At 63.5% G+C, this 20,866-nt stretch carries 17 protein-coding genes (1 of these 17 running past the window's edge); 2 read left to right on the top strand and 15 right to left on the bottom strand.

The genetic code is table 11. The annotated features are described in order from the left end of the window. Positions 1-58: 58 nt before the first annotated feature. The 12 genes from D3877_RS26075 to D3877_RS26020 all read right to left on the bottom strand — a co-directional run bounded on the left by D3877_RS26075 (position 59) and on the right by D3877_RS26020 (position 16,512). The gene (locus D3877_RS26075) at positions 59-5,986 is read right to left on the bottom strand and encodes a tetratricopeptide repeat protein (protein ID WP_238475136.1); all 5,928 of its coding nucleotides are present in this window, start codon (positions 5,984-5,986) and stop codon (positions 59-61) included. After that, positions 5,970-6,392 carry a flagellar biosynthesis repressor FlbT gene (locus D3877_RS26070; RefSeq protein WP_119833727.1) on the bottom strand — a complete coding sequence of 141 codons (423 nt, stop codon included), beginning with the start codon at positions 6,390-6,392 and terminating at the stop codon, positions 5,970-5,972. The genes D3877_RS26075 and D3877_RS26070 overlap by 17 nt, the downstream gene beginning before the upstream one ends. Before the next feature lie 127 nt (positions 6,393-6,519). Further along, positions 6,520-8,382 (bottom strand): flagellin N-terminal helical domain-containing protein, encoded by a 1,863-nt coding sequence (locus D3877_RS26065; RefSeq protein ID WP_119833726.1) that lies wholly within the window; start codon positions 8,380-8,382, stop codon positions 6,520-6,522. 198 nt (positions 8,383-8,580) lie between these two features. Beyond that, entirely contained in the window at positions 8,581-9,639 is a 1,059-nt protein-coding gene (locus D3877_RS26060; protein ID WP_119833725.1) for a ketoacyl-ACP synthase III, read from the bottom strand. 50 nt (positions 9,640-9,689) lie between these two features. Continuing rightward, positions 9,690-10,466, bottom strand: coding sequence for an SDR family NAD(P)-dependent oxidoreductase (locus D3877_RS26055; protein ID WP_119833724.1), 777 nt, complete (start codon positions 10,464-10,466; stop codon positions 9,690-9,692). Continuing rightward, positions 10,463-11,650, bottom strand: a complete 1,188-nt coding sequence (locus tag D3877_RS26050) for an ANL family adenylate-forming protein (protein WP_238475096.1) — start codon at positions 11,648-11,650, stop codon at positions 10,463-10,465. Before D3877_RS26050 ends, D3877_RS26055 begins: the two co-directional genes overlap by 4 nt. Then, positions 11,650-11,904: an acyl carrier protein gene (locus D3877_RS26045; protein ID WP_119833722.1), complete on the bottom strand. Its 255-nt coding sequence runs from the start codon at positions 11,902-11,904 to the stop codon at positions 11,650-11,652. The genes D3877_RS26050 and D3877_RS26045 overlap by 1 nt, the downstream gene beginning before the upstream one ends. 7 nt (positions 11,905-11,911) lie before the next feature. Next, entirely contained in the window at positions 11,912-12,718 is an 807-nt protein-coding gene (locus tag D3877_RS26040) for an alpha/beta fold hydrolase (protein ID WP_238475095.1), read from the bottom strand. A gap of 49 nt (positions 12,719-12,767) precedes the next feature. Continuing rightward, entirely contained in the window at positions 12,768-13,001 is a 234-nt protein-coding gene (locus D3877_RS26035) for a phosphopantetheine-binding protein (RefSeq protein ID WP_119833720.1), read from the bottom strand. 29 nt (positions 13,002-13,030) lie between these two features. Continuing rightward, positions 13,031-13,786, bottom strand: coding sequence for a cytidylyltransferase domain-containing protein (locus D3877_RS26030; protein WP_119833719.1), 756 nt, complete (start codon positions 13,784-13,786; stop codon positions 13,031-13,033). Continuing rightward, positions 13,783-14,853, bottom strand: a complete 1,071-nt coding sequence (gene pseI, locus D3877_RS26025) for a pseudaminic acid synthase (RefSeq protein ID WP_119833718.1) — start codon at positions 14,851-14,853, stop codon at positions 13,783-13,785. The genes D3877_RS26030 and pseI overlap by 4 nt, the downstream gene beginning before the upstream one ends. An 84-nt stretch (positions 14,854-14,937) precedes the next feature. Next, positions 14,938-16,512, bottom strand: coding sequence for a glycosyltransferase (locus D3877_RS26020; protein WP_119833717.1), 1,575 nt, complete (start codon positions 16,510-16,512; stop codon positions 14,938-14,940). A gap of 208 nt (positions 16,513-16,720) precedes the next feature. Here D3877_RS26020 and D3877_RS26015 point away from each other — a divergent pair, with 208 nt between their 5' ends. Next, the gene (locus tag D3877_RS26015; protein ID WP_119834038.1) at positions 16,721-16,939 is read left to right on the top strand and encodes a hypothetical protein; all 219 of its coding nucleotides are present in this window, start codon (positions 16,721-16,723) and stop codon (positions 16,937-16,939) included. A 39-nt stretch (positions 16,940-16,978) separates the two neighbouring features. On the opposite strand, the gene D3877_RS26010 is transcribed toward D3877_RS26015, so the two are convergent. The 3 genes from D3877_RS26010 to D3877_RS26000 form a co-directional block, all read right to left on the bottom strand. Further along, positions 16,979-18,205, bottom strand: a complete 1,227-nt coding sequence (locus D3877_RS26010; protein WP_238475094.1) for a pentapeptide repeat-containing protein — start codon at positions 18,203-18,205, stop codon at positions 16,979-16,981. A 170-nt stretch (positions 18,206-18,375) separates the two neighbouring features. Then, complete coding sequence (locus D3877_RS26005) at positions 18,376-18,720, bottom strand: hypothetical protein (RefSeq protein ID WP_119833715.1); 345 nt, start codon at positions 18,718-18,720, stop codon at positions 18,376-18,378. 18 nt (positions 18,721-18,738) lie between these two features. Beyond that, positions 18,739-19,020 carry a MarR family transcriptional regulator gene (locus D3877_RS26000; protein WP_238475093.1) on the bottom strand — a complete coding sequence of 94 codons (282 nt, stop codon included), beginning with the start codon at positions 19,018-19,020 and terminating at the stop codon, positions 18,739-18,741. Positions 19,021-19,628: 608 nt separating this feature from the next. On the opposite strand from D3877_RS26000, the gene D3877_RS25995 reads away from it, so the two are divergent. Continuing rightward, positions 19,629-20,866, top strand: partial view of a hypothetical protein gene (locus D3877_RS25995; RefSeq protein WP_119833713.1) — the 5' portion only. Its footprint extends 70 nt past the window's final position; only the first 1,238 of its 1,308 coding nucleotides appear in the window; the start codon lies at positions 19,629-19,631; the stop codon falls past the right edge of the window.

The following is a 20,866-nucleotide window of genomic DNA, read 5'->3' as shown; positions in this document are numbered from 1 at the left end:
AACCAAACCAGACACACGCGTAAAAAGCCGGGTGGAACAGCCGTTCCCCCCGGTTTTTTTACGCCATAATCGCCAAGCCCCGCAGAGCGGCGGCAACCACTGGCAACTGATCGGCCACCGTTTGCCCCGGCGCACAACGAAAAACGCGCATGGCCGGGAACCATGGACGCACAGCGGCGCCAAGCGTGGTCCAATCCCCATCACGGCCAATCCGCCAAACCGGCGTTCCCAACGCCCCGGCCAACTCCCCGGTTGAGATCGCCGGAGCGATCACCAAATCCAAGGCCGTCATCAACGCCGCCGTTTCATCAAGATCATCTTTGAGATTCAAATCGGCAAAGACATGGGGCACGCGGGGAAGATTCCGCCGCGCCAACTCCAGCTCTGCGGCGCAATCGCCATATTGAAGATTGATGAAGGTGACGCCGGGAACAGCGAACACCGCCGCCCAATCCTCCAGCCGCGTGTAATCCGGCATACGCTCCGCGTCCAACTGGCCGCTGCGCCACGCCACGCCGACCATAAGCCCGCGTCCCACCGCCGCCAAACGCCGACGCCACCGGACGACCGCCGATTCATCAGCCTGCAAAAAAGCAGGAGACACGGGAAAGTCACTCAGATTACGCCGTAGGTGCCGAGGCAGCGAGCCGACAGCGACATGGCAATCAACGCCCTCGACCCTTTGGTCGATGGCCTCCGCCGCCGGAACAACCGTGGCGTTTGGGAAGGAGCGGGCAAACAGCGTCTGAAAACGGCGGTCACACTCCAGCGTCACACGCTCGGCCTGGGCGATCAGGGACGGCAGACAATTGGCGAACATCACCTCGTCGCCAATCCCCTGCTCCCGCCACACCAAAATTCGCCGTTCAGCCAAAGCCTCTCCCCGCCAGACCGGCACGCCGGGACGGCGAGCGGCGCCGCTGAGCGCGTCGGCCTCAAAACGCTGGTCATAACCCAGCCATCCAACGTCCAAGATTCCCGCCGCCAGACGCAGAACCCCGCCGTTGAAGGCGGCGCTGGGCAATCCCGGCTGGACAGCCAGGGCGCGGTCGCACCAGCGCAAGGCCGCGCCAACCTGCCCTTGCTCCCGCAACAGCCGCCCACGGTTGGCCATGGCGTCGGCCAAGGCGGGGTCCAACGTCAGCGCCGTTTGTCCGGCCCGATCCGCCGCGTCATGCCGCGCCAGCCGTCGGGCCACAATCGACCGATTGACCCAGCCGGACACCAGAGCGGGGGCAAGCCGCAACGCCTGCCGATGGGACTGCCACGCGTCGGCCAGACGGCCAAGCCGGGCCAGAGCAACGCCGTGATTGTCGTGCGCCTCCGGCATCGAAGGGTTGGTGAGCACAGCGCGGCGATGCGCCATTTCCGACAAAATCAGGGCGTTCACCGCCGCCAACGCGTTGCCGAGGTTGCTCAAGGCCGCCGCATCGTCCGGCTGCAAAGCAAGCGCGTTGCGCAAGCAGGCCACGGCGTCGCTTGCAGCTCCCAGCGTCAGGCGCACCACGCCCAAGCTGACCTGCGCCGCCGCGTATTCGGGCATCGCCGCGACAGCGGCGGCGATCCGCGCCTCCCCTCGCTCCGATTCGCCGGTCTGATGGGCAAGCAGGCCCGACAGGTGCAACGCGACGACGCTTGCCGGATCACGGTCAAGCACACGCTCATAAAGTCTGGCGGCCTCGTCAGAGGCGCCGGTCTGATGGGCGTCCACCGCCTGTTGCAACAGACTGTCCAGGTCATCGCCCGACGGGGGGGAGCCAATGGGCTGGAGCAATCCCCGCAACGTCCCGGCAATCTGGTTGAGCGCGTCGGTCAAATCCGTTCCAGGTCTGGGATGGAAGACCCGCATGGTGGGAAACCATGGACGCGCCGCGCTGCCCAGTTCCGTCCAATCCGGACCACAAAAACGCCAGACCGGCGCCCCCAGCGCCCCGGCCAACTCCCCCGCCGACATGGCCGGTGACAGAATCAGATCAAGATTGACCATCAAGGCGGCGACGCCGTCGAAATCATCCTTCAGATTCAAATCGGGCCAGCGATGGATCGTCACGCCGAAACGGCGTTCGGCGGCCTGAATTTCATCGGCGCACTCGCCATATTGCAGGTTGACGAAGGTGATTCCGGGAATGGCGAAGATCGCGCCCCATTGATCCAACGCGGTGTAAGCCCCTTGCCGCTGGGCGGTGACGACCTGACTGCGCCAGCCGATGCCGATCTTCAGGCCCGGCCCCAGAGCGCCCAGGCGATCCCGCCACACAGCCACCCGATCCGGGTCCGGCGTCAACCAAGAAGTGGCGACGGGAAAGCGTTTCAGGTCCGAGCGCAGCAGACGGGGCACGCTGCCCGCCGCAATCTGCACATCGACATCACGCGGTTCGCTGGTTTCCGGGCGCACGGTGGCCGTTGGGAACGAACGGGCGAACAAGGGCGCCAGACGGCGGTCGCATTCGATCACCAAGCGCCCGGCGCGCTTGGCAAGCTCGCCGTAGCAGGAGGAAAACAGGATTTCGTCGCCAACCCCCTGCTCCCGCCAGACCAACAGCCGGGCCTGCGCAATGTTCTCTCCCCGCCAGACTCGCGCCCTTATCCGACGGCGCTGGTGACGCTGTTGCGGCGTGGCGAAGCGCCATTCATGCTCCGCCCAACCCTGCCGCAGGTCTCCCCTCTCCAGAAGCAGCATACCCCGGTTGTAATGGGCCTGCCCATGCCGGGGATCCGACAGCAAGGCTCGGCGATAGGCGGCCAACGCCGCATCCCGTTGGCTCAACCGCTGATGATGAAAGGCCAAATTGGCGTGCGCCTCAGCCAAATCCGGTTGATTGGCCAGAGCGATCCGATGACAGCGCGCCGCCCCGTCAACACGACCCAGCGCGTCAAGCGCGTTGCCCCGTCCAGTCCAGGCGACGGCCATCGTCGGAAGGATCCGAACCGCCCAACCCAACACCCGCGCGGCCTCACCGAAGCGGTCAATCCCATACAGCGCCCCGCCCAAATTGTTCAACGCGTCGCCATGTCCTGGCGCCAACGCCACGGCCCGCCGATGACACAGCAGAGCCTGACGCGGATCATCGGTCAAAGACCCCAGATGCGTGTGGGCCAGCATCAAGTCCGGACGCAATCGGATGGCGCGACGAACAGCGCTCCGCGCCGCGTCACCCTGTCCCAACCGGCGGAGAAGGGCGGTTAAATTGACCAGATGCTCCCCGGCGTCCGGCTGCGCCATCACCGCCGCCCGCAAAGCGGCAAGGGCTTCCTCATCCCTTTCAAGCCGCTGCAAGGCTTCGCCCCGCCCCGCATGGGCCGCCGCGTTCAGTGGATTGGCCCGAACCGCAAGAGCGAAGCGCGTTTCCGCAACGGCATTGTCACCGCGACGGGCCGCGAGCACACCCGCCAGATGCAGCGCCACCCCGTGATCTGGGGCCTTGGTCAGAATCGCTGAAACCCGGGATTCGGCCCCCGTCACATCCCCCACGCGATACACCGCGACAGCGTCGGCCACCGCCTCATCAATGGCCTGGGCGTTCACCACGCTTGGCTGGATGGCCTCAACCTGAAGCCGCCGCAAGGCAGAGGCCATGCGCGCGAGCGCCGCGTCCAACCCCTCCCCCGGCCCCGGCTGAAACAGTCGCATGGTCGAGAACCAGGGCCGCACGCCTGTCCCCAGTTGGGTCCAATCCCGTCCGCCAAAGCGCCAAACCGGCGTTCCCAAAGCTCCCGCCAATTCCCCAGCGGACATGGCCGGAGAGATGACCAGATCAAGATTGACGGTCAACGCGGCGGCGCCGTCAAAATCATCCTTCAGATTGAGATCATCCCAACGATGGATGCGCACGCCAAACCGTCGCTCAGCCGCGTCCAACTCTTCGGCGCAGTCGCCATACTGGACATTGACGAAAATCAGACCGGGAATCGCGAAGATTGTTCCCCATTGGTCCAAGCTGGTGTAGGCGGCGCGCCGATCCGTGGTCATCTTTTGGCTGCGCCAACCGATGCCGATTTTCACTCCATTCCCCAACGCCGCCACACGATCACGCCACAGCGCAACGCGCTGTGGATCCGGGATCAGCCAAGGGCGCGCCGAGGCAAAGGACGTCAGCGCTCCACGCAGCAAACGCGGCACATCACCGGCTGGAATTTGAGCGTCGACCCCAGGCGGGTCGATCCGCTCCTGTCCATCCGGCCCAACCGATGACGCCCGAACCGTCGCCTGCGGAAAGGAGCGCGCGAACAACGAAACCAACCGGCGGTCGCATTCGATCACCAGATGGCCAACCCGCTCGATCAGGTCCGGCCAACAGGAGGAAAACAGGATTTCATCCCCCACCCCCTGCTCGGGCCAGACCAGAAGACGCCGACCAGCTAGCGTTTCCCCCTGCCAACGCGGGGCCGAAATTCGACGATCCTCATACCCCTTGGCCTTGAACCGCCATTGGTAATCGTCCCAACCTTCGGCCAATCGGCCCAGCGTCAGGCGGATGATTCCCCGATTCAAATGCGCGGGGCCAAGAGCTGGATCACGATCAAGGGCGCTCGACAGGTGGGCTTCAGCGTCGTCCGCGTCGGCGCATTGCTGCCAAAGCAGCATTCCGAGGTTGGCCTGCGCCTCCGCATGCTGGCCATCGATGGACAAGGCCTTGCGATGCGCCGCCTCGGCCTCCACCATTTTTCCCTGTACTTGAAGAACCAAGCCATAGCCGGTCAAAGCGCTCGGATTGATCGAGTCCAGCCGCAGCCCACGCCGACACTGCCGTTCCGCTTCCCTCATGTCGTCGCGTTCTTGAAAAATCGATGCGAGGTTGGCGTAAGCTTCCGCGTGATCCGGCTGTGCGGCAATCGCCACACGCCGCAAGGATTCCGCGCGATCCAGCCATTTCCACGCCTTGAACACCCCGCCCAGATTGTTCAGGGCCTTCCCATAATCCGGGCGCAGCCGCAAGGCGCGGGAATAGAGGGCGGCGGCCTCGTCCAAGCGCTGCAAACCGTCCAAAAGCGTGCCCGCGTTGTTCAAAACCATCGCGTCATCGGGTTGCCACGCCACCGCAAGCCGAAGAATAGGCAAGGCTTCCGCACGCTGCCCCAGATCCAGCAGCGCCACCCCCAGATTGTTCCACGCTCCCGTCAGAGTCGGATCGCACGCCAGGGCTTCACGGTAATGCGCCACCGCATCGGAGAGGCGATTTTGTCCCTGAAAAGCGGCGGCCAGAGAAAAATGCAAAAGCGCCGAACCAGCGGCAGCGACCGCCGCCGGCTCCAAAATCGCAACCGCTTCCGCAAAACGCCCCTGCCCGAGCAGCACATGCCCCAGTTCAGCGGACAGTTCGGCGTCCTTGGGGAAGTCTTGCAACGCGCGAACCAGGCAGGCTTCCGCATCGGGATGTTCCAGACCACGCAGACACAGCGCCAAATTGCGCCAGCCCCCAGCGTGCTGCGGATGGGCCGTCACAAGCTCGTAAAAACGATGCGCCGCTTGCGCAATCCGTCCCGTTTGTCGATACAAAATCCCCAGATTGAACACCGTGTTGGCGTGATGGGGAGCAAAAGCCAGCGCGCGCCCATAGGAATCCTCGGCCTCCGTCATCCGACCGATGGACTGAAAAACAGTGCCCAGATTGCTGTGGGCTTCGGCGTAGTCACCCCGTTGTTTGATCGCCTGGACGAACGCCGCCTCCGCCTCAGCGTTCCGGCCAAGATCAGCCATCGCGCTGCCAAGACTGTTGAACGCCTCGGGAAAAACCGGATTAACGAGGACCGCACGGTGGATCCGACGCAATCCCTCGGACGAATCCCCCATTTGATGAGCAAGAAAACCGGACAGATGAAGAGCGTCGGAATGATTGGGCGATAAAGCCAACAATCGATCATAGCCTGCCATCGCGTCGGCCAAACGACCGGCGCGATGATGGCCCAACGCAACGTTCAGCAAAGCCGTGGGAGAAATCGCAACAAGTTTGCTTTTCCCCCGCCCCAAATCACGGTTCCGAGTCACTGGATGACGCACCATCAGACGCCGGGTCATCCAAGAGTTCACCACTGCCCTTGAACATCTTTCGGCACAACTTCAGAGCACGGTAATAATTACGAGCCTCGACAAGGGATTCGATGTCATCCAACGTCTTTTTGCTGTCAGGCCGCGCAGCCCGTGTTTCTTCCATGATTGAATTGAAACGCTGAACATTGAGAAGCGCATCTTCAGGAAAGATGTAAATAAGTTGAATAACAAAATACAACTTCTTCTCGATGCAATCGATTTGCTCTTCTTTTAAAACCTCACGGCCACGCAAGAAGTTTGCGGTGTTGTAAAGAAAGAAAGAGCCTGGACGATCACCGGCCCCAATCACGGCGCCGTTGATGATGACTTTTTCATTCGGACGAAGAACAAACTTAAGCGGCATGAGAGCGAACCCGGTGCGTTTTGGTCCGGCGCGACAGGCGGGCGCCTGTCATGCGTGACCGAAAAGAAACGGGCGGCGGCTTTGATGCCGCCGCCCGCCGGGTGTGATCCTACCCGAACTCTATGCCTTAGAACAGACGCAGGATCGACTGCTGCGACTGGTTAGCCAGCGAGAGGGCAATGGTGCCAAGCTGTTGCCGGGTTTGCAGCATCAGCAGGTTGGCGCCTTCCTCGTTCTGGTCGGCCAGCGTCAGCTTGCTGGCGCCTTCGGTCAACACGTTGCTGAACTCCTTGGTGAAGTTCTCGCGAGTCGTGATGATGTTCAGGTTGGTGGACAGGTTCTGAGACGCCGACCGGATGGTCGCCTTCGCGTTGTCGATGCCGGCAACCGCCTTGTCGATGTCCGCACGGTCGGTCCAGTCGTTCTGGGCTTCGTCCAGCTTCAGACCCTGACCACTGCTGGACAGGTTCACCGCCGACACGCTGATCGAGTTGGTGTTGTTTTCGTTCAACTGCACCGACAGATCGTTCGACGTGTTGGCGTCCGTCACCTGCTTGGTGATGATGTTCGCCGCGCAGTTGGCGGTCGCCGCCTGCTGGATGGTGTTTTGATCCAGCTTGACGCGAACGGTGCCGCTGTCAAAGGCGAAGGACTGTTCACCATCAGCCAGCTTGCCTTCACCACGGTTGTTCAAGCCGTCGCGCGTGACCTGAGAGCCGTTCAGATTGGTGACGGAAACCTGGAGATCCACCTTCTTCTCGATGGTGGACACGCCGTTGCCCGAATTGTTGGCGGCTTCCAACAGCTGGCGGTCCACGGTGAAGGAGACCACGGTGCCCGAGGCGAAGCTTTCCGAGATGTGCTTGGTCAGCGCGTTGGTCGTGGTGGCGGCCAGCGTCACTTCACGGGCGACGCCCGTCGTGGTCGCGCCGGTCAGGGTGATGGTGCCCGACGTGCCGACGGAGGTGGACGCCAGATCCTTGCCGGCCAGACGCCCGCCGGTGGCCAGCGCGCTGTTGATCGAGGCCTGGAGCTGCGAGGCCACGTTGGCCTTGGAGGTTTGGCCGATGGCGACGTCCGACGAGGTCGCGGTGTAGCTGAAGGTCTGGCCTTCAACCGTGACCGAGAACACGTCGCCCGCTTCGATGGTGCCGCCGATCGTCACCTGCGACGCCTGAGCGGTGGTGGAGGTCGCCGCCGCAGTCAGCTTGGTGTCGATGCTCTGGTTGTTGTCGAAGTAGGAGATCGTGCGGCTTTCCTTGCCGTCCGACACGATGAAGGAGCGCTCGCGACCCGTAGCCCCACGCACCTCGATCTGCACGTCGGAGAAGCTGCCCGCGCTGGTCGACAGTTTGCCCGACAGCTTCAGGCCGGTCAGGCCGTGCGCGTTTTCGGCGTTGCCAATGTCGCCGGTTTGGCCCGAAACGGCGCCGGTGCCCTTGACGCGGATCGAGTAGGTGTCCGCCGACACCACGTTGGTGACGCGTGCGTTTTCAAGGCCGGTGATGGTGTTGACGGCAGCGCGCGAGGTGCTGGTGCTGTCCAGACGCAAGCCGTTGCCACCGATCAAATTCTTGCCGGCGTAACCGCTGTCGCCCGCCAGCTTGTCGATCTGGGTGCGCAGCGCGTTGAACTGGGAAGCCAGCGCCTTGCGGGTGGCGACCGACGCGGCGTCGGTGCCCAGGGCGGCGTAAGCGGCGGTGGTCAGACCCTTGGCCTGATCGATCATGGTGTCGATCGAGGTCAAGCCCTTGTCGGCGGCCTGAATGGTGCTGATCGACTGGCCCATCGCGCTCTTCAGCGACGACAAGTCGCCGGCGCGCTGGGTCAAGCCCTTGGCCGCGAAGAAGGCGGTCGGGCCGTCAAGGGCGGTGTTGACCTTGTTGCCGGTGGAAAGAATGTTTTGCTTCTTGGCAACCTGATCCTGCACGTTCTGCAATTGCAGCAGATTGGTGCGCATGGAGGAGGTCAGGGCGACTTCGTTTGCCATAGTGGTCACTCCTTTGGAGGATCATCATCCGTCCAAACCCGGGCAAAGGGGCCGTTGGACAGAGGGGGACTAATTCCCCCGGTCTTCAGCTAGGCAAAAAACGGGCCATATCAAAATTGCCGGGTTTGCTGGGTATTTTCGACCTCTCGGCAAAAACCGCTGGGCAAATTCTGCCGGGTGCTGGGCAGAAACTGCCGGTCACTCGGCATCCGTTGCCGAGGCGGCAAATTCTGCCGGGTTGTTTCTGCCGGGCAGGACCAGCGTTTCGCACAAAGCGAGCGGCCCAAGGGTCAGCGCGACGCTTCCCCACGACCAACCAACGCCAAAACCCGACAACAACAGCCGTCGTGACCGCGTGGTCAACAGGCTGGACAGCGCAAGACACAACGCCAAGGGAATGGACGCCGAACTGGTGTTGCCAACCTCGGCCAAGGCCACAACGGTCTGTTCCGGCGTCGCCCCTAATTTTTGCGCCAGATGATGAATCATCTGGGCGTTGGCCTGATGCAGGACAAGATGGTCGATGTCGCCAACGCCCCATCCGGCGCCGCTCAGCGCCGCGCGGACGCTGCCCGGAACCTCCCGCAGCGTGAAGGCGAAGACCTGGGTGCCGTCCATGAACAGGCGCGGAGGAACCGACGGGCGGCGCATCGCCCCGCCTTCCACGGTCAAATAGGGGGCGCCAGCCCCGTCGCTGCCCAAATCGAACGCCATCGCCCCCGCGTCCGGCGAACATTCCAACGCGATCGCCGCCACCGCGTCGCCAAACAGCGGCGCCACCGCCCGGTCCATCGGGTCGATGAAACGGGACGTCGTGTCGCCAACGATCAACAACGCCCGCCGCCCAATGGATTTCAGCAGGACCGAGGCCGTCCATAGGCCATAGACGAACCCCGAACAGCCCTGGGTCAGATCCAGAACCGGCACGGCCTTGCGCAAGCCAAGACGCTGGTGCAGCAGCGCCCCGTTGCCGGGAAGCGCGTAATCGGGAGTCTGGGTGACAAAAACCAGCAGATCCACCGACGCCGCGTCCCATCCCATCCCGTTGAGCAGATGGCCCGCCGCGCGTTCGGCCAAGTCGCTGGCGCACTGGTCGGGTTCGACCCGATGGCGGGCCTCGATGCCAGTGGCCTTGGCGATTTTGACGGCGGCTTCCTCGCCAAACCGCGCGATCAAATCGGCTTGGCTCTCCCGGCCTTCGGGAATGCAGCCGACCACGCCACGCACCGCCACCCCATCCACAACGCTGGCGACCATCGCACCACACTCCTTAGCGTCAACCCCGTTGCCACCAGACGCCGCCCGCGTCAGCAGGTGATGCCGCCATCCACCGTGATCGTTTGGCCGGTGATGTAAGCCCCCTCGTCCCCCAACAAAAAGCGGACCACCGGCACGACGTCGGCGACGTCGCCCAAACGGCCCAGCGGCGTCCGCCGGATGATCTGATCACGCTGCCCGGCGGACAAGGTTCCGGACATCTCCGTGGTCAGATAGCCGGGCGCCACCGAATTGACGGTGACGCCACGTCGGCCAACCTCGCGCGCCAAGGCCCGCGTCAGCCCGTCCAACCCGGCCTTGGACGCGGAATAGGCGGCCAACCCGACATAGCCGCGCTGGCCGATGATCGAGGAAATGTTGATGATCCGCCCCGCCTCGCGTCCAGTCCCACGCCCGCCCCCGCGCTGGGTCAGCTTGGCGCGCAGAAAGGCGCGGGCGGTCTGGATCGCCCCGGTCAGGTTGGTTTGAATGACCTCGGCGCTGTCAACGTCGGGAAAGGTCGCCAGAATCCCTTCCCGCGCGATGCCCGCGTTGTTCACCAACCCCCAGAGCGGCGAATCGCCCGCCCAGGCGACCGCCGCCGTGACGAAGGCGTTCACCGCGTCGGCGTCGCCGATCCGGCAAACCTGCCAGAACAGGTTCGGCCCGGCCAGCCGCTCCAGCGCCTCCGTCGGCGTCCGGCTGCATGTGGACACCCGATAGCCATCGGCCAGCAACGCCTCCACCAGCCCCAGACCAAGGCCACGGCTGCCCCCGGTGACGATGACGTGGCGTTTGACGGTTTCGGGTGGCGATTCTTCGGTCATGACGCTGCCTTGCGGCCCTTCTTGCCAGTGGCGCCCAACGGGATCCGGTCCGTCAGGGTTATCACACGCGGGCGGGCGGCAGGAACCAGATCAGCCGTCACCCGGCGAATGGCGGCGCGCAGCTCCGCTTCGTCGCTGTTGGGAACCGGGACCACCAGGGCGGTCAGCAGAAAGCCGGTGATTGGGTTCGCCTGCGCCGTCACCAGGGCGTCGGCCACCCCCGGCGCGGTCAGCAACCGCCGCTCCACCGCCTCCGGCGACACTTTGACGCCGCCAACATTGACCAGCCCATCGAGGCGTCCGACAAACTCCATGCGGTCGCCCCGCCGCTCCACCAAATCCCCGGTGTTCAGCCAGCCATCGCCAACAGCGCCGGACCCTTCCAACATCGCCCGAGGGCTGCGAAGCTCCAGCACCCCATCGCGCAGGCGCAGGGCGACGCCGTCAACGCCCTGTTCGATCCAATCGACGGGGAATCCCGCCCGCTTGTCGGCCACGGCGAACACGGCCCCGGCTTCGGTGGAGGCGTAAATGTGGCGCAACCGCGCCGCTGGAAACTGAGCGGCCAGCCGGTCGAGCAAGGGCTGATCCACCGCCTCCCCGCCCAGCGTGATCGAGGTCAGGGGCGGGACGTCCGAACCAAGCGCCATCAGAAAGGCCCGCCAGAAGCTGGGGGTTCCGCTGACATGGGTGACGGCGTGGCGCCGCGCCGCTTGGGCCAGATCGGCCACCCCGCCGCCCGGCGCCGACACCAGGGCAGCCCCCGTGAACGCGGCGGTCAGGATCACCTGAATACCGGCGAAGGCGCCCGCCTCATAAGCCAGCAGCCAGCGCGCGCCCTCGTCCGGCCCGCCGCGCAGACGCCCACGCAGACGATTGAAATCATGCCGAACCCGCTTGGGTTCGCCGGTGGTGCCCGAGGTCTCCAGCGTCACCGAGAAACCCGGCGGCGCGGTCCAGTCCCTTGGCGCGCCGTCGCGACGGGACAGCAGCAAACCAACCCCAGCCCGCTCCGCCGCCGCCAAAGCGGCCAGCACCCGAGACGCCCGGTCGGCCCGAACAACGCCCCCTGGATTCTGTGGCATGGCCGCCAAATCCGACCATCGAAACTCCGACCAGCCCGCCCCCTCTCCCCCTTCGATCAAGCGAAAGGCCGGATGCAGCCAGGACGGACGGTCCAGCATCAGGCGGCCATATCGTAGAGCGCCGCCAATTCGCCAACCGTGGTGAATTGGCGCAAACCGGCGCGAAACGGATCCTGTCCGGTGCGCTGTTCCAGCACCACCAACAAGGTCGCCAGATCCAGCGAATCAATGGGCAGTTCACCGCCGAGAAACACGCTGTTCGGGGTCAGCGGCGGCAGCGTTTCCCCCTTGTCGGCGACGATCCGCGCCAACTCTTCGGCGATGACGGCAAGCATGGGCTGGGTGTCGGTCATGGTCGCTTCACACTGGGTTGGACAAAGCGCCCGCCGCTTCGTCGCAGGTCGTCAGAAAATGCCGGATCGCCGCCGTCACGGGGCCAGCGGCCTCTGTGTGCGGCACATGCCCGATGTTCTCGAAGATATGAAAGGGCGCCCCGGCTGGCAAACGGTCGGCTTCGGGGACTGGAATGATGCGGTCCTCACGCCCCCACAGCGCCTGAACCGGCGCTGTGATCCCGGACCAATCCACCGGCGGGCCGCCGCCCGCGTGCGGGGCGAAGGAGGTCTCGATGATGGTTTGCAACGCCCGCTGACGCTGCGGATCGCCGCATTGGGCGTGCAGAACCTCGCCAATGCGGGCAATCAAGGGCGACGGCGTCGCGAACAGCCGCTCGGCGCAGGCGACGCCGTCAGCGACGTCGCGCAAGGCCGTCACATGGCGGAGAAAGTCAAGATCGAACGGCGTTCCCAACCCGGCGCTGGCGATCAGAGTCAAGCTGGCGACCCGTTCGGGAGCCAACAGCGCCAGTTCCCGCCCGACATAACCGCCCATGGAATGGCCGACCAGATGCGCCTTGGGAATCTCCAGCGCATCGAGAAGATCCAGCAGCCAAGGCGCAAAATCCCGAACATGGCCGCCGCCGACGTCCAGCGTCGAGGCGCCATGCCCTGGAAAATCCACAGCGATGGCTCGACGACCGGCGGCCAAAGCCGACAGATTGAACTGCCAGCTCAGCCGGTCGCCCGCAAAGCCATGGAGCAAAAAGACTGGAACGCCCCCCGAACCGATGGACAGATAACTGGCGGGGCCGGTCGCCAGAGACGCCACGCCCCCCCGCAAACGGCCCCCAGCCGAAACCGGACGCGGCACAACAGCCTCAGGCCGCAACCGCCACGCCCGCCAAGGCCAACAGATCGGCCACCGTTTTGGCCTGGGACAGCTTTTCAGCCTCAACCACCACGCCCGTCGTCTCGTCCACCAAGGCGATGAAGCTGATGACGGCCAGGGAATCCCAGCTTTCCAGCGATTCCAACGTTTCGTCGCCGGTCAGCGTGCCGGGATCCAGCTCCAGCGTCTCATCCAGAGCAAGAAGGAAGTCTTTGCGATCCATGGTTGATCTCCTGTGTCTTGCGACGCCGCTCAATGCAGCGTCTTTTGCCGGATCGAGCGGTTGATGTCCACCCAATCCGGGTGATCGTCGAGGACACGGCAACAATCCCGCCAGCCAAACAGCGGCGTCGCCGGAAGCAAGGTTTCAAGCAAGCGGCGGACCAATTCGAAATCCGCCGCTTCGTCCACGCACCAGCGCTGCTCAATCGCCGGGCCATCGGGGCCAAGCGGCGCGCCCAGCCGGAAACGCTCCGGGTGCTGGTGGATAAAGGGGGTGACATGCTCCCGCTCCCACGGCTCGCGCGCGGTCGCCGCCGCCTCGTCCAAGAGCGTTCGCGGAAAAATCTCGGCATCCAGACCACGCGGGTAACGCGCGCTGTCGATGGACAGATAGTCGAGCGGCGGTTGCTGGTCCGCCAGAAAGGCGGCGATCAAGGCGCCCACCAATTCCGGATCGATCAACGGGCAATCGGAGGTGACGCGCACCACGACGTCGGCCTCGGCCATCGCGGCGGCGCCCGCGAAACGGCTCAACACATCCAACTCATCCCCCCGGAACACCGGGATCCCCATGGCCGCCGCGACCGCCGCGACCGGATCATCGGCGGCGTTGAGCGTGGTCGCCAAAACCACAGCGTCCAGGCCGGGGCTGCGGGCCAAACGTTCCAGATGATGAACAAGCAGCGGTTTTCCGGCGGCCTCCAGCAGCACCTTGCCCGGCAAGCGGGTCGAGGTCATGCGCGCCTGGGAAATGGCGACGACGCGGGGCCGACGGCCAGCGGTCATGTCGTTTCCTCCGGCGGGGCCAGCATGTCCCAACGCAGCGGCGTCCCCCGCGTCAGCGCGCGCGCCGCCCGACGCCCCAACACGTCGGGCAGATGCTTGGGCACCATGCCAAAACCAGGACGGATTGAGCGGACATGCGCCGGGGTCAGAATCTCCCCCGCCGCGACGTCGGCCACGATGTAGAGCGAGCGGCGGAAATCACGCCCGCCAACCTCGCTCGGTTTCAGGCCATACTCGACACGGCCCATGGCGGAACGCGCGACGCGCACCGCGTCGGCCATCGCCTTGAATTCGGCGGGTTCCAGGGAAAAGGCGCTGTCAACCCCACCATCGGCGCGCGACAGGGTGAAATGCTTTTCAATGATGGTCGCGCCCATCGCCACCGCCGCCACCGCCACGGCGATGCCCTGGCTGTGATCGGACAATCCGGCGGTCACGCCGGGAAAGGCCGCGCCCAGATGGGGGATCGTCCGCAAATTGCAATCCTCCGGCGGAGTCGGGTAGCCGCTGACGCAATGCAGCAAGGCCAACGGAGTCGGTCCAACCGCCTCCACCGCCTCGGCGATCTCGCCCAGAGTCGCCAGCCCTGTGGACACAATCAGCGGCTTGCCCGACCGTGAGGCGCGGCGGATCAGCGGCAGATCAATCACCTCGAACGACGCGATTTTGAAGGCTGGGGCGTCCAACCGTTCCAACAGCTCAATCGCCGTTTCGTCAAAGGGCGAACTGAAGATGGTCAGCCCCAGGGATTTGGCGCGGGCAAAGAGCGGTTCATGCCAGTCCCACGGGGTGTGGGCCTCGCGGTAAAGGTCATGCAGCGTGCGCCCGGCCCACAACCCGCCGTCCAGTCGAAACCCCGGACCATCATGGTCGATGGTGATGGTGTCGGCGGTGTAGGTCTGAAGCTTGACCGCGTCGGCGCCCGACGCCTTGGCGGCGTCGATCAGGGCCAAGGCCCGGTTGAGGTCGCCATTGTGGTTCCCCGACATCTCCGCGATCACATAGGGCGGATGATCCGGGCCAATCGGGCGGCCATCAATGACGAACGAGACGGTCGGTTCAGGCATCAGAGGCAGCCGCTTTCACAGAATATGACCGATCCAGCGGATCGACCGGAAAATCGTCTCATGGAAGTGATGACAGAAGATTAATTACCCTGCCGTCGCCGCGACCAAGCCGCGCGCCTCCTCGCCATAGGCGAGCAACCGCTCAACGCAGCGGCGGCGGTCGCCAACCTCGACGAAGCGCGCGCGCGCGGCGGCGGACGCGCTTGCCCGCTCGCCCGCATCGGCAAACAAAGCGGCGGCGCGCGCCACATAAGCGTCCCGGTCGGTCACGCAAAAGAGCGGGCCGACGACGCTCGCCGCATCGCCCCAGCCATAGGTGACGACCGGCAGCCCTTCCGCCAAGGCATAGGCCGCCCCGCCGCCGCCGCCCTGCCGCGCCGGGTTGAGAAAGGCGTGGCACAGCCGGTAAAGCGCTCGGATGTCGTTCACATGCCCCAAGACGCGCGTCCGGTCGGCGTTGCGCAGAGGCGCCAAGCGGCCCGGCAGCGCCGTCACGCCACCGGCAAAACCGACCAGAGAGCCGGGGCAGCGATCAAGAATGTCGTCAACCAGCGCCAGAAACTCCGGCGTGACCTCGTTGTCCAAACGGGTGCCAACCACGACGAAGACAAAAGGCGCGGCGCCGAATCCAGGATCGCCCATGTCCCCCATGGTCGGCGGCAGCGTGTAGCCGAAGGTGAAGGGCCGGAAACGGCGCGCGAAGGGCGCGCGGTAGAGTTCGGGAATCCCAGCGGTGTAATCATGCTCGTCAAAGCCCAAAAGGATATGAGCGAGCGAGATGGTCAACCCCGACGTTGTCGGAATGCACACAACCGGGCGGGAATTGGCCTCGGCAAACACATCGGCGGCGATGTTGGAACCGCCAAAGGACACGATCAGATCGGGATCATAGCCGTCAATGGCTTCGACAATGGTGGTCAATTTTTCCTGACAGAAGGCCCGCTCTGTGAAAGAAGCGAGTTTGACCTGTCGCCCCAGCATTCTTATGGCGAAAACACCCTCGTAATCCTCAACCAACTCGGCCACCATCGGCGGGATGAACAGATTTTCCACCCGCGTCGGCAATGTGTTCGTGTTGATGATGGCGACGTCCAAGCCGAAATCATCCTGCAAACGACAGGCGAAATCGAAGCAATCCCGCGTTGGTTGATGGCGGTCGTTGGTGAATTGATTCGTGACCACCGCCACCCGACGGATCGGCCCGGCCTTTGGAACCGCGCGCGGCGGCGTCAGCGACCAGCGCCGCGCAATCAGCCGAACCATCGCCTCGTAAAAACGGTAAAGGTCGCAGCACACAAAGCTGGCCGATTTTCCGCCAACCGCCATCCCCAAAAACAACTGCCGCGACATGCACCAATAGCTGTAATGCATCAGCGCCGGATCGACGCTGTCGCCGCCCAACAGCAGATAATGGAGAATGCGCTCGCAGTGATAAAGATCACCCGTCAACTGGAACAGGACCGAGTGCAAACGAACGGTGTCGGCGGTGGAGCCATCACGCCGCAGGCGATCCGCCAAGGTCAGACGAACCGACACATCCACATCGCGCCGGATCGCGTCGCACAGAGCCGCCAGCCGGTTGATCTTGTCGGCGTCAAACTGCGTGTCGGCCAAATATTCCAGGAGCGTGGAGCATTGCGCGTCGGCCATGTTGGACATGCTGCACCTTGGCCATTGCCTGTCAGAAAACGTCTTCCTGTGTTACGCCCGGCGCCAGGACGAAACAAGAGCCTAACGCTTGATCCGCCACAGCTTTTCCTGACGTTCCGCCGTGTTCTTCCGTTGGTTGACGCCCGGAAAAACGGTTGCGCCGCAACATGGATGGCGACACACTGGCATATCCTTATTTTTATTGTGGGTGATGGCCATGACGGGATTTGACAACGCCGCCGGTCCGCAGGGTCTGGTGATCGGCCTTATTGAAAAAGCGGCAAGCGAACTCGACGCCATGTCCAACGCCGCCGGAGACATCGCCCCGAACGTCGGCGATTTGTCTGAAACGCTGGTCAACGCCCAGCGCATCGCCGACCGCGCGTCGTTGGAATTGCGACGCTTGACCAAAAAGCTGGAAAAATCAGCGGCGTGAAAAACTGCGGGGAATGGCTGGATTGGCCGTGGCGTCGGCCTACAGCTTCAATCCAGCCACGCCGTCGAGGATGACGCCCTCCGCCAACGCCCGGCGCTCCAGCTTCGCGCCAAACAATTTGGCCGAACTGAAATCGGCCTTGGTCAGATCGCAACCAATCAGGTTGGCGAAGGACAAATCCGCGCCGGACAAATTGGCCCCGCGCAGGCTGCCTTCGCCGAAATCCGCGTAGCGCAGCTTCGCCCCCGACAAATCCGCCGGCTTTGACCGATGCTCGTCGAACACCAAGGGGCGCAAATTGATCCGCCGCAGATTGGCGTTGTTGAGCTTGGCGTTGCGCAGATTCACGCCTCGCAAATCCCCTTCGGTCATGTTGCAACCGCGCATGTCCGCGCCGTCCAGAACCGCCGCCTGCAACTGAACCCCCGTCAGATCCAACCCGTACAGCGTCGCGCCCGACGCCCGCAGCATGGTCAGACAGGTGTGGGCCAGGGACGGCGCGTGCCGCAGATCAAACCCCGACAGGTCCAGAGCCGTCCCTCGCGCGCCCCCGGACCCGACCCAGGCGATGTGATCGGCCAGCAGTTCATCCAAACTCCGCCCCAACTCGGCAATCACCCGGCCAACCGGCTTGTCGGTGAGCGCGTCGCCCATATCGGCGTCGGTCAATTCCGTCATCGTCATGGTGGCGCCGGTCAGCACAGCCCCGCGCAAGCAGGCCCCCCGCAAATCCGCGCCCGACAGATCGGCCCCTTCCAGGTTGGAGCCGGTGAAATTGGCCCCGCGCATCGTCGCCCGGACCAACTTGCACCCACGCATCACCGCGTCCGTAAAATCGGTGTGAATGGCCATGGCCCCGGACAAGCGCGCGTTGGTCAAATTGGCCCCGGACAGATCCGCGCCGGACGCTTCGGCGGGCATAGCTTCAATGTGAACCATCCGCAACTGACCGGAGCGGTCCTTTTCCGCCAAGGATCCATCGCGCAGATCAGCTTCAAACAAGTTCGCCCCGATCAACACCGCGCCGCGCAGACACGCGCCGCGCAGATCAGCTTTGACCAAGCTCACCCGCTCCATGTTGGCTTGCCGCAGATCAGCGGCAAACAGCGAGGCGCAATCCAACTTGGCCCCGGTCAGATTGGCCCCACGCAGGCTGGCCCCGACAAAATCCGCATGCGCCAAATCGCGCCCAGACAAATCCAGGCCCGACAGATCGCAAAAGGACAGGCTGGCCCGCGCGCCGCCTATCCGAGCGTTGCGAAACATCTCATGACGCCGGACAGCGATGTCGAGTTGCGTCTGGTCAAGGCGATTGAGTGTACGGTTCTGTGACATCAGCGGCGCTCTCCCATCGGGTTTGAGAGTGGCGCCGCTGTGCTTCAGAAACGGTTAATGCTCGTAATTTTCGTCATCACTCTATGGATGACGCAACCAAATCAATGAGATGGCCCCGATGTCATGGTTTCGCTGCGAACAATCAGCGATATGCCATCGTCACCAGCCTCCATGTCTTTCGAGGCGTCGCGCGGGATCGGAATCTTCTGGCGACGGCAAAACAACAGAAGCAAGCCAAGAGTCTTGCTGGCCAGAAAGACAACCTCCCTGGCCTTGGACGCGCCGCTTTGCTGAATAAGGATGGACAATCCACCTCCCGCCTTAGGCGTCACCATGGTGACGACCCCAAGCGGCAGATCCGTCTGATGAGGCACCTTTTGATACCACGCGACAGCTTTGAGCAGGGCGGAATTGGTGAAGAACAGCTCTCGGGTCTCGACGATCATTCCATCCCTGGCAAAATCTCACGCGCGGCCGCCCTCCAGTCCCGGGTTGAGCCGGAACGTGATCGCGCGTCCCAATTTGGATTCCCGCAGAAGGATCTGCTTGGTTTCCAGCAGCTTGATGGCCCGGTTCACATTGGGCCTCTGCATGCCCAGAGCGTCAGCCAATTCAGACTGAAGCACCGGAATGGGACGATCGAAATGGAGCCTCCGGCTCAGATAAGTGAACACACGCAGCGCCTCCAGTGTGATCTCGCGGTCGGTGGAGACAGTTCTGGAGAGGAAGTCATGATGATGCAGCATCGCGGCCTCTGAACGCAAGGTTGTGTGGTATCGATGGAGACAATCGGCCTAACGGCAAACGGCGCATCGCAACAGCATGTCCGTCATCCGCAGGAAACGCGGCGCCGAATGGAAGCAATCAAGGTCATGTGCGTGAACGGTCATGCGGCTCCCTTCCGGCTCATGCGCCTGTAATGATTGTTGTTTCCGTCTTGAACAAAACTATCGCTCAATTGTTGTGCGCGTGTGTCGCCGCTGTTTCGCTCCTGACATAATGGATGTCGGTGGACATAATCCTGGAAACCGAGCGCCGTCTTTAGGATGGCGGATGCCTCTGCTTTGGCGAAAACAACCTGGGTCGCTGCGGAAAATCCAACGACAACGCCCATGCACCCCCTGGCTGGTGCGACAATCCACCACCCCATCAAGCACCAGCCTGGCGTCCGCAGCCCTTGAGCGCCAAAAAACGGCTTGCTCCTGCCCCGATTCGGCGCGACAGCTTGGATGTCGCCACCCACAACGCCACCATGAGAGGACGCATTTTGTTTCCATCCGCCGTGGTCAGCCTCTCAAATTGGTTTGAAAGACAGCGTTTTTTCTCTCTTTTTGCCGCAATCGGGCTTCTGTGTGTGGTTTTCGGCTATGGACTGACCATCCGACCGATCCAGCCGACCGCCGATTCGGTCAGCTATCTCTCCGGCGCCTACCACATGAGGGCGCATGGCGTTTATTCCGGGGAACCGACCGACGAGGCCGTGCCCCCCGCCATTGGACGAGAGCCTGGATATTCCGTTCTGCTGGCTGGGATGATGCTGATTGATCCGGCTTTCGGCGGATTCCATCCGTCCTGTCTGCTTCAAACGGGTCTGTGCGATTCGCGCCTTTATCGGATCCCCCAATGGGTGAACGCCGGGTTGATCGGCGCCGCTGGCTTCACCCTGTTCGCGCTGGTTCATCGCCTGACCGGGCGGCGTCTTCCCGCCTTGCTCAGCGCCTTGTATGTCCTGGCCAATGTCCAGATGAACAAGGGCTTCTATGACATCATCTCTGACCCGCTGGCGGTGTGGCTGACAACCCTGACCATGTGGTTGGCAGCCTGGGCGTGGCAGGCCCGCCCATCCCCCTGGCGCTGGGCCTGCGTCGGCCTCAGCTTGGCGGCTCTGGCTTTCACCAAGGCGATTTTCCTGTATTGCGCCCTTCTGGCTTTCGTCATCGGCCTCGGCGTTTGCCTGATTTGGAGTGAACGCCGCCGCATGGTCATGCCCGCCCTGATCGCCTCCACCCTCGCTTTCGCCCTTCCGACCGGCGGCTGGGTCGCGCGCAACACATCGTTGATCGGGGTTCCAGTCTTCACCGACTTGCGTTCCGGCATCGCCTTGAGCACCCGTGAGGTGTTCAATCACATGAGTTCAGAGCAATATCTCGCCACCTTCGTCTATTGGACGCGCGGTTTTGGCGACGGCCTCGCCCGCCGCATCTTCCCGGCGGAGGTGATCGCCCCCTTCGATCTGGAACAGCCGGGCGGATTTTACGATGTGGGGCAAAATGGCTACGGCCATCGGCTGGCCGCATTGGAACAGGAGGAGGGTCTGGGCGAGGTCGCCGCCGTCAAACGGCTGGATCGCCAATTGATCGCCGCCATTCTGGAACGCCCGTTCACCCACCTCGCCACAACCCTCCCCGTCTTTTACCGGGGCATTTGGATTGATGAGTTCATCGTGATCGGGCTTCCCATCTTCCTCATCACGCTGATTGGCGCGATCCGTCGGCGTGATGGATTGATCGCCGCCTTGCTGGGGCTGGGTGCGTTCAACCTGCTGTTTTACGCGCTCATCAGCCTGAACATCACGCGCTATCAGATGACCGC

Origin of the sequence: Azospirillum cavernae, from assembly GCF_003590795.1 — a bacterium.
GTDB classification, from domain to species: Bacteria; Pseudomonadota; Alphaproteobacteria; order Azospirillales; family Azospirillaceae; genus Azospirillum; species Azospirillum cavernae.
Note: the sequence above shows the minus strand (reverse complement) of the source record. Positions and strands in the feature narration are given on the sequence as shown.

Bases quoted from the DNA above. Each gene is read 5' to 3' on its own strand.
- D3877_RS26070 (WP_119833727.1), bottom strand. From the start codon at position 6,392: ATGCCGCTTAAGTTTGTTCTTCGTCCGAATGAAAAAGTCATCATCAAC.
- D3877_RS26065 (WP_119833726.1), bottom strand. From the start codon at position 8,382: ATGGCAAACGAAGTCGCCCTGACCTCCTCCATGCGCACCAATCTGCTG.
- D3877_RS26005 (WP_119833715.1), bottom strand. From the start codon at position 18,720: ATGATCGTCGAGACCCGAGAGCTGTTCTTCACCAATTCCGCCCTGCTC.
- D3877_RS26010 (WP_238475094.1), bottom strand. From the start codon at position 18,205: ATGTTTCGCAACGCTCGGATAGGCGGCGCGCGGGCCAGCCTGTCCTTT.
- D3877_RS26015 (WP_119834038.1), top strand. From the start codon at position 16,721: ATGACGGGATTTGACAACGCCGCCGGTCCGCAGGGTCTGGTGATCGGC.
- pseI (WP_119833718.1), bottom strand. From the start codon at position 14,853: ATGCCTGAACCGACCGTCTCGTTCGTCATTGATGGCCGCCCGATTGGC.
- D3877_RS26035 (WP_119833720.1), bottom strand. From the start codon at position 13,001: ATGGATCGCAAAGACTTCCTTCTTGCTCTGGATGAGACGCTGGAGCTG.
- D3877_RS26050 (WP_238475096.1), bottom strand. From the start codon at position 11,650: ATGCTGGACCGTCCGTCCTGGCTGCATCCGGCCTTTCGCTTGATCGAA.
- D3877_RS26020 (WP_119833717.1), bottom strand. From the start codon at position 16,512: ATGTCCAACATGGCCGACGCGCAATGCTCCACGCTCCTGGAATATTTG.
- D3877_RS26030 (WP_119833719.1), bottom strand. From the start codon at position 13,786: ATGACCGCTGGCCGTCGGCCCCGCGTCGTCGCCATTTCCCAGGCGCGC.
- D3877_RS26000 (WP_238475093.1), bottom strand. From the start codon at position 19,020: ATGCTGCATCATCATGACTTCCTCTCCAGAACTGTCTCCACCGACCGC.
- D3877_RS26060 (WP_119833725.1), bottom strand. From the start codon at position 9,639: ATGGTCGCCAGCGTTGTGGATGGGGTGGCGGTGCGTGGCGTGGTCGGC.
- D3877_RS26045 (WP_119833722.1), bottom strand. From the start codon at position 11,904: ATGACCGACACCCAGCCCATGCTTGCCGTCATCGCCGAAGAGTTGGCG.
- D3877_RS26055 (WP_119833724.1), bottom strand. From the start codon at position 10,466: ATGACCGAAGAATCGCCACCCGAAACCGTCAAACGCCACGTCATCGTC.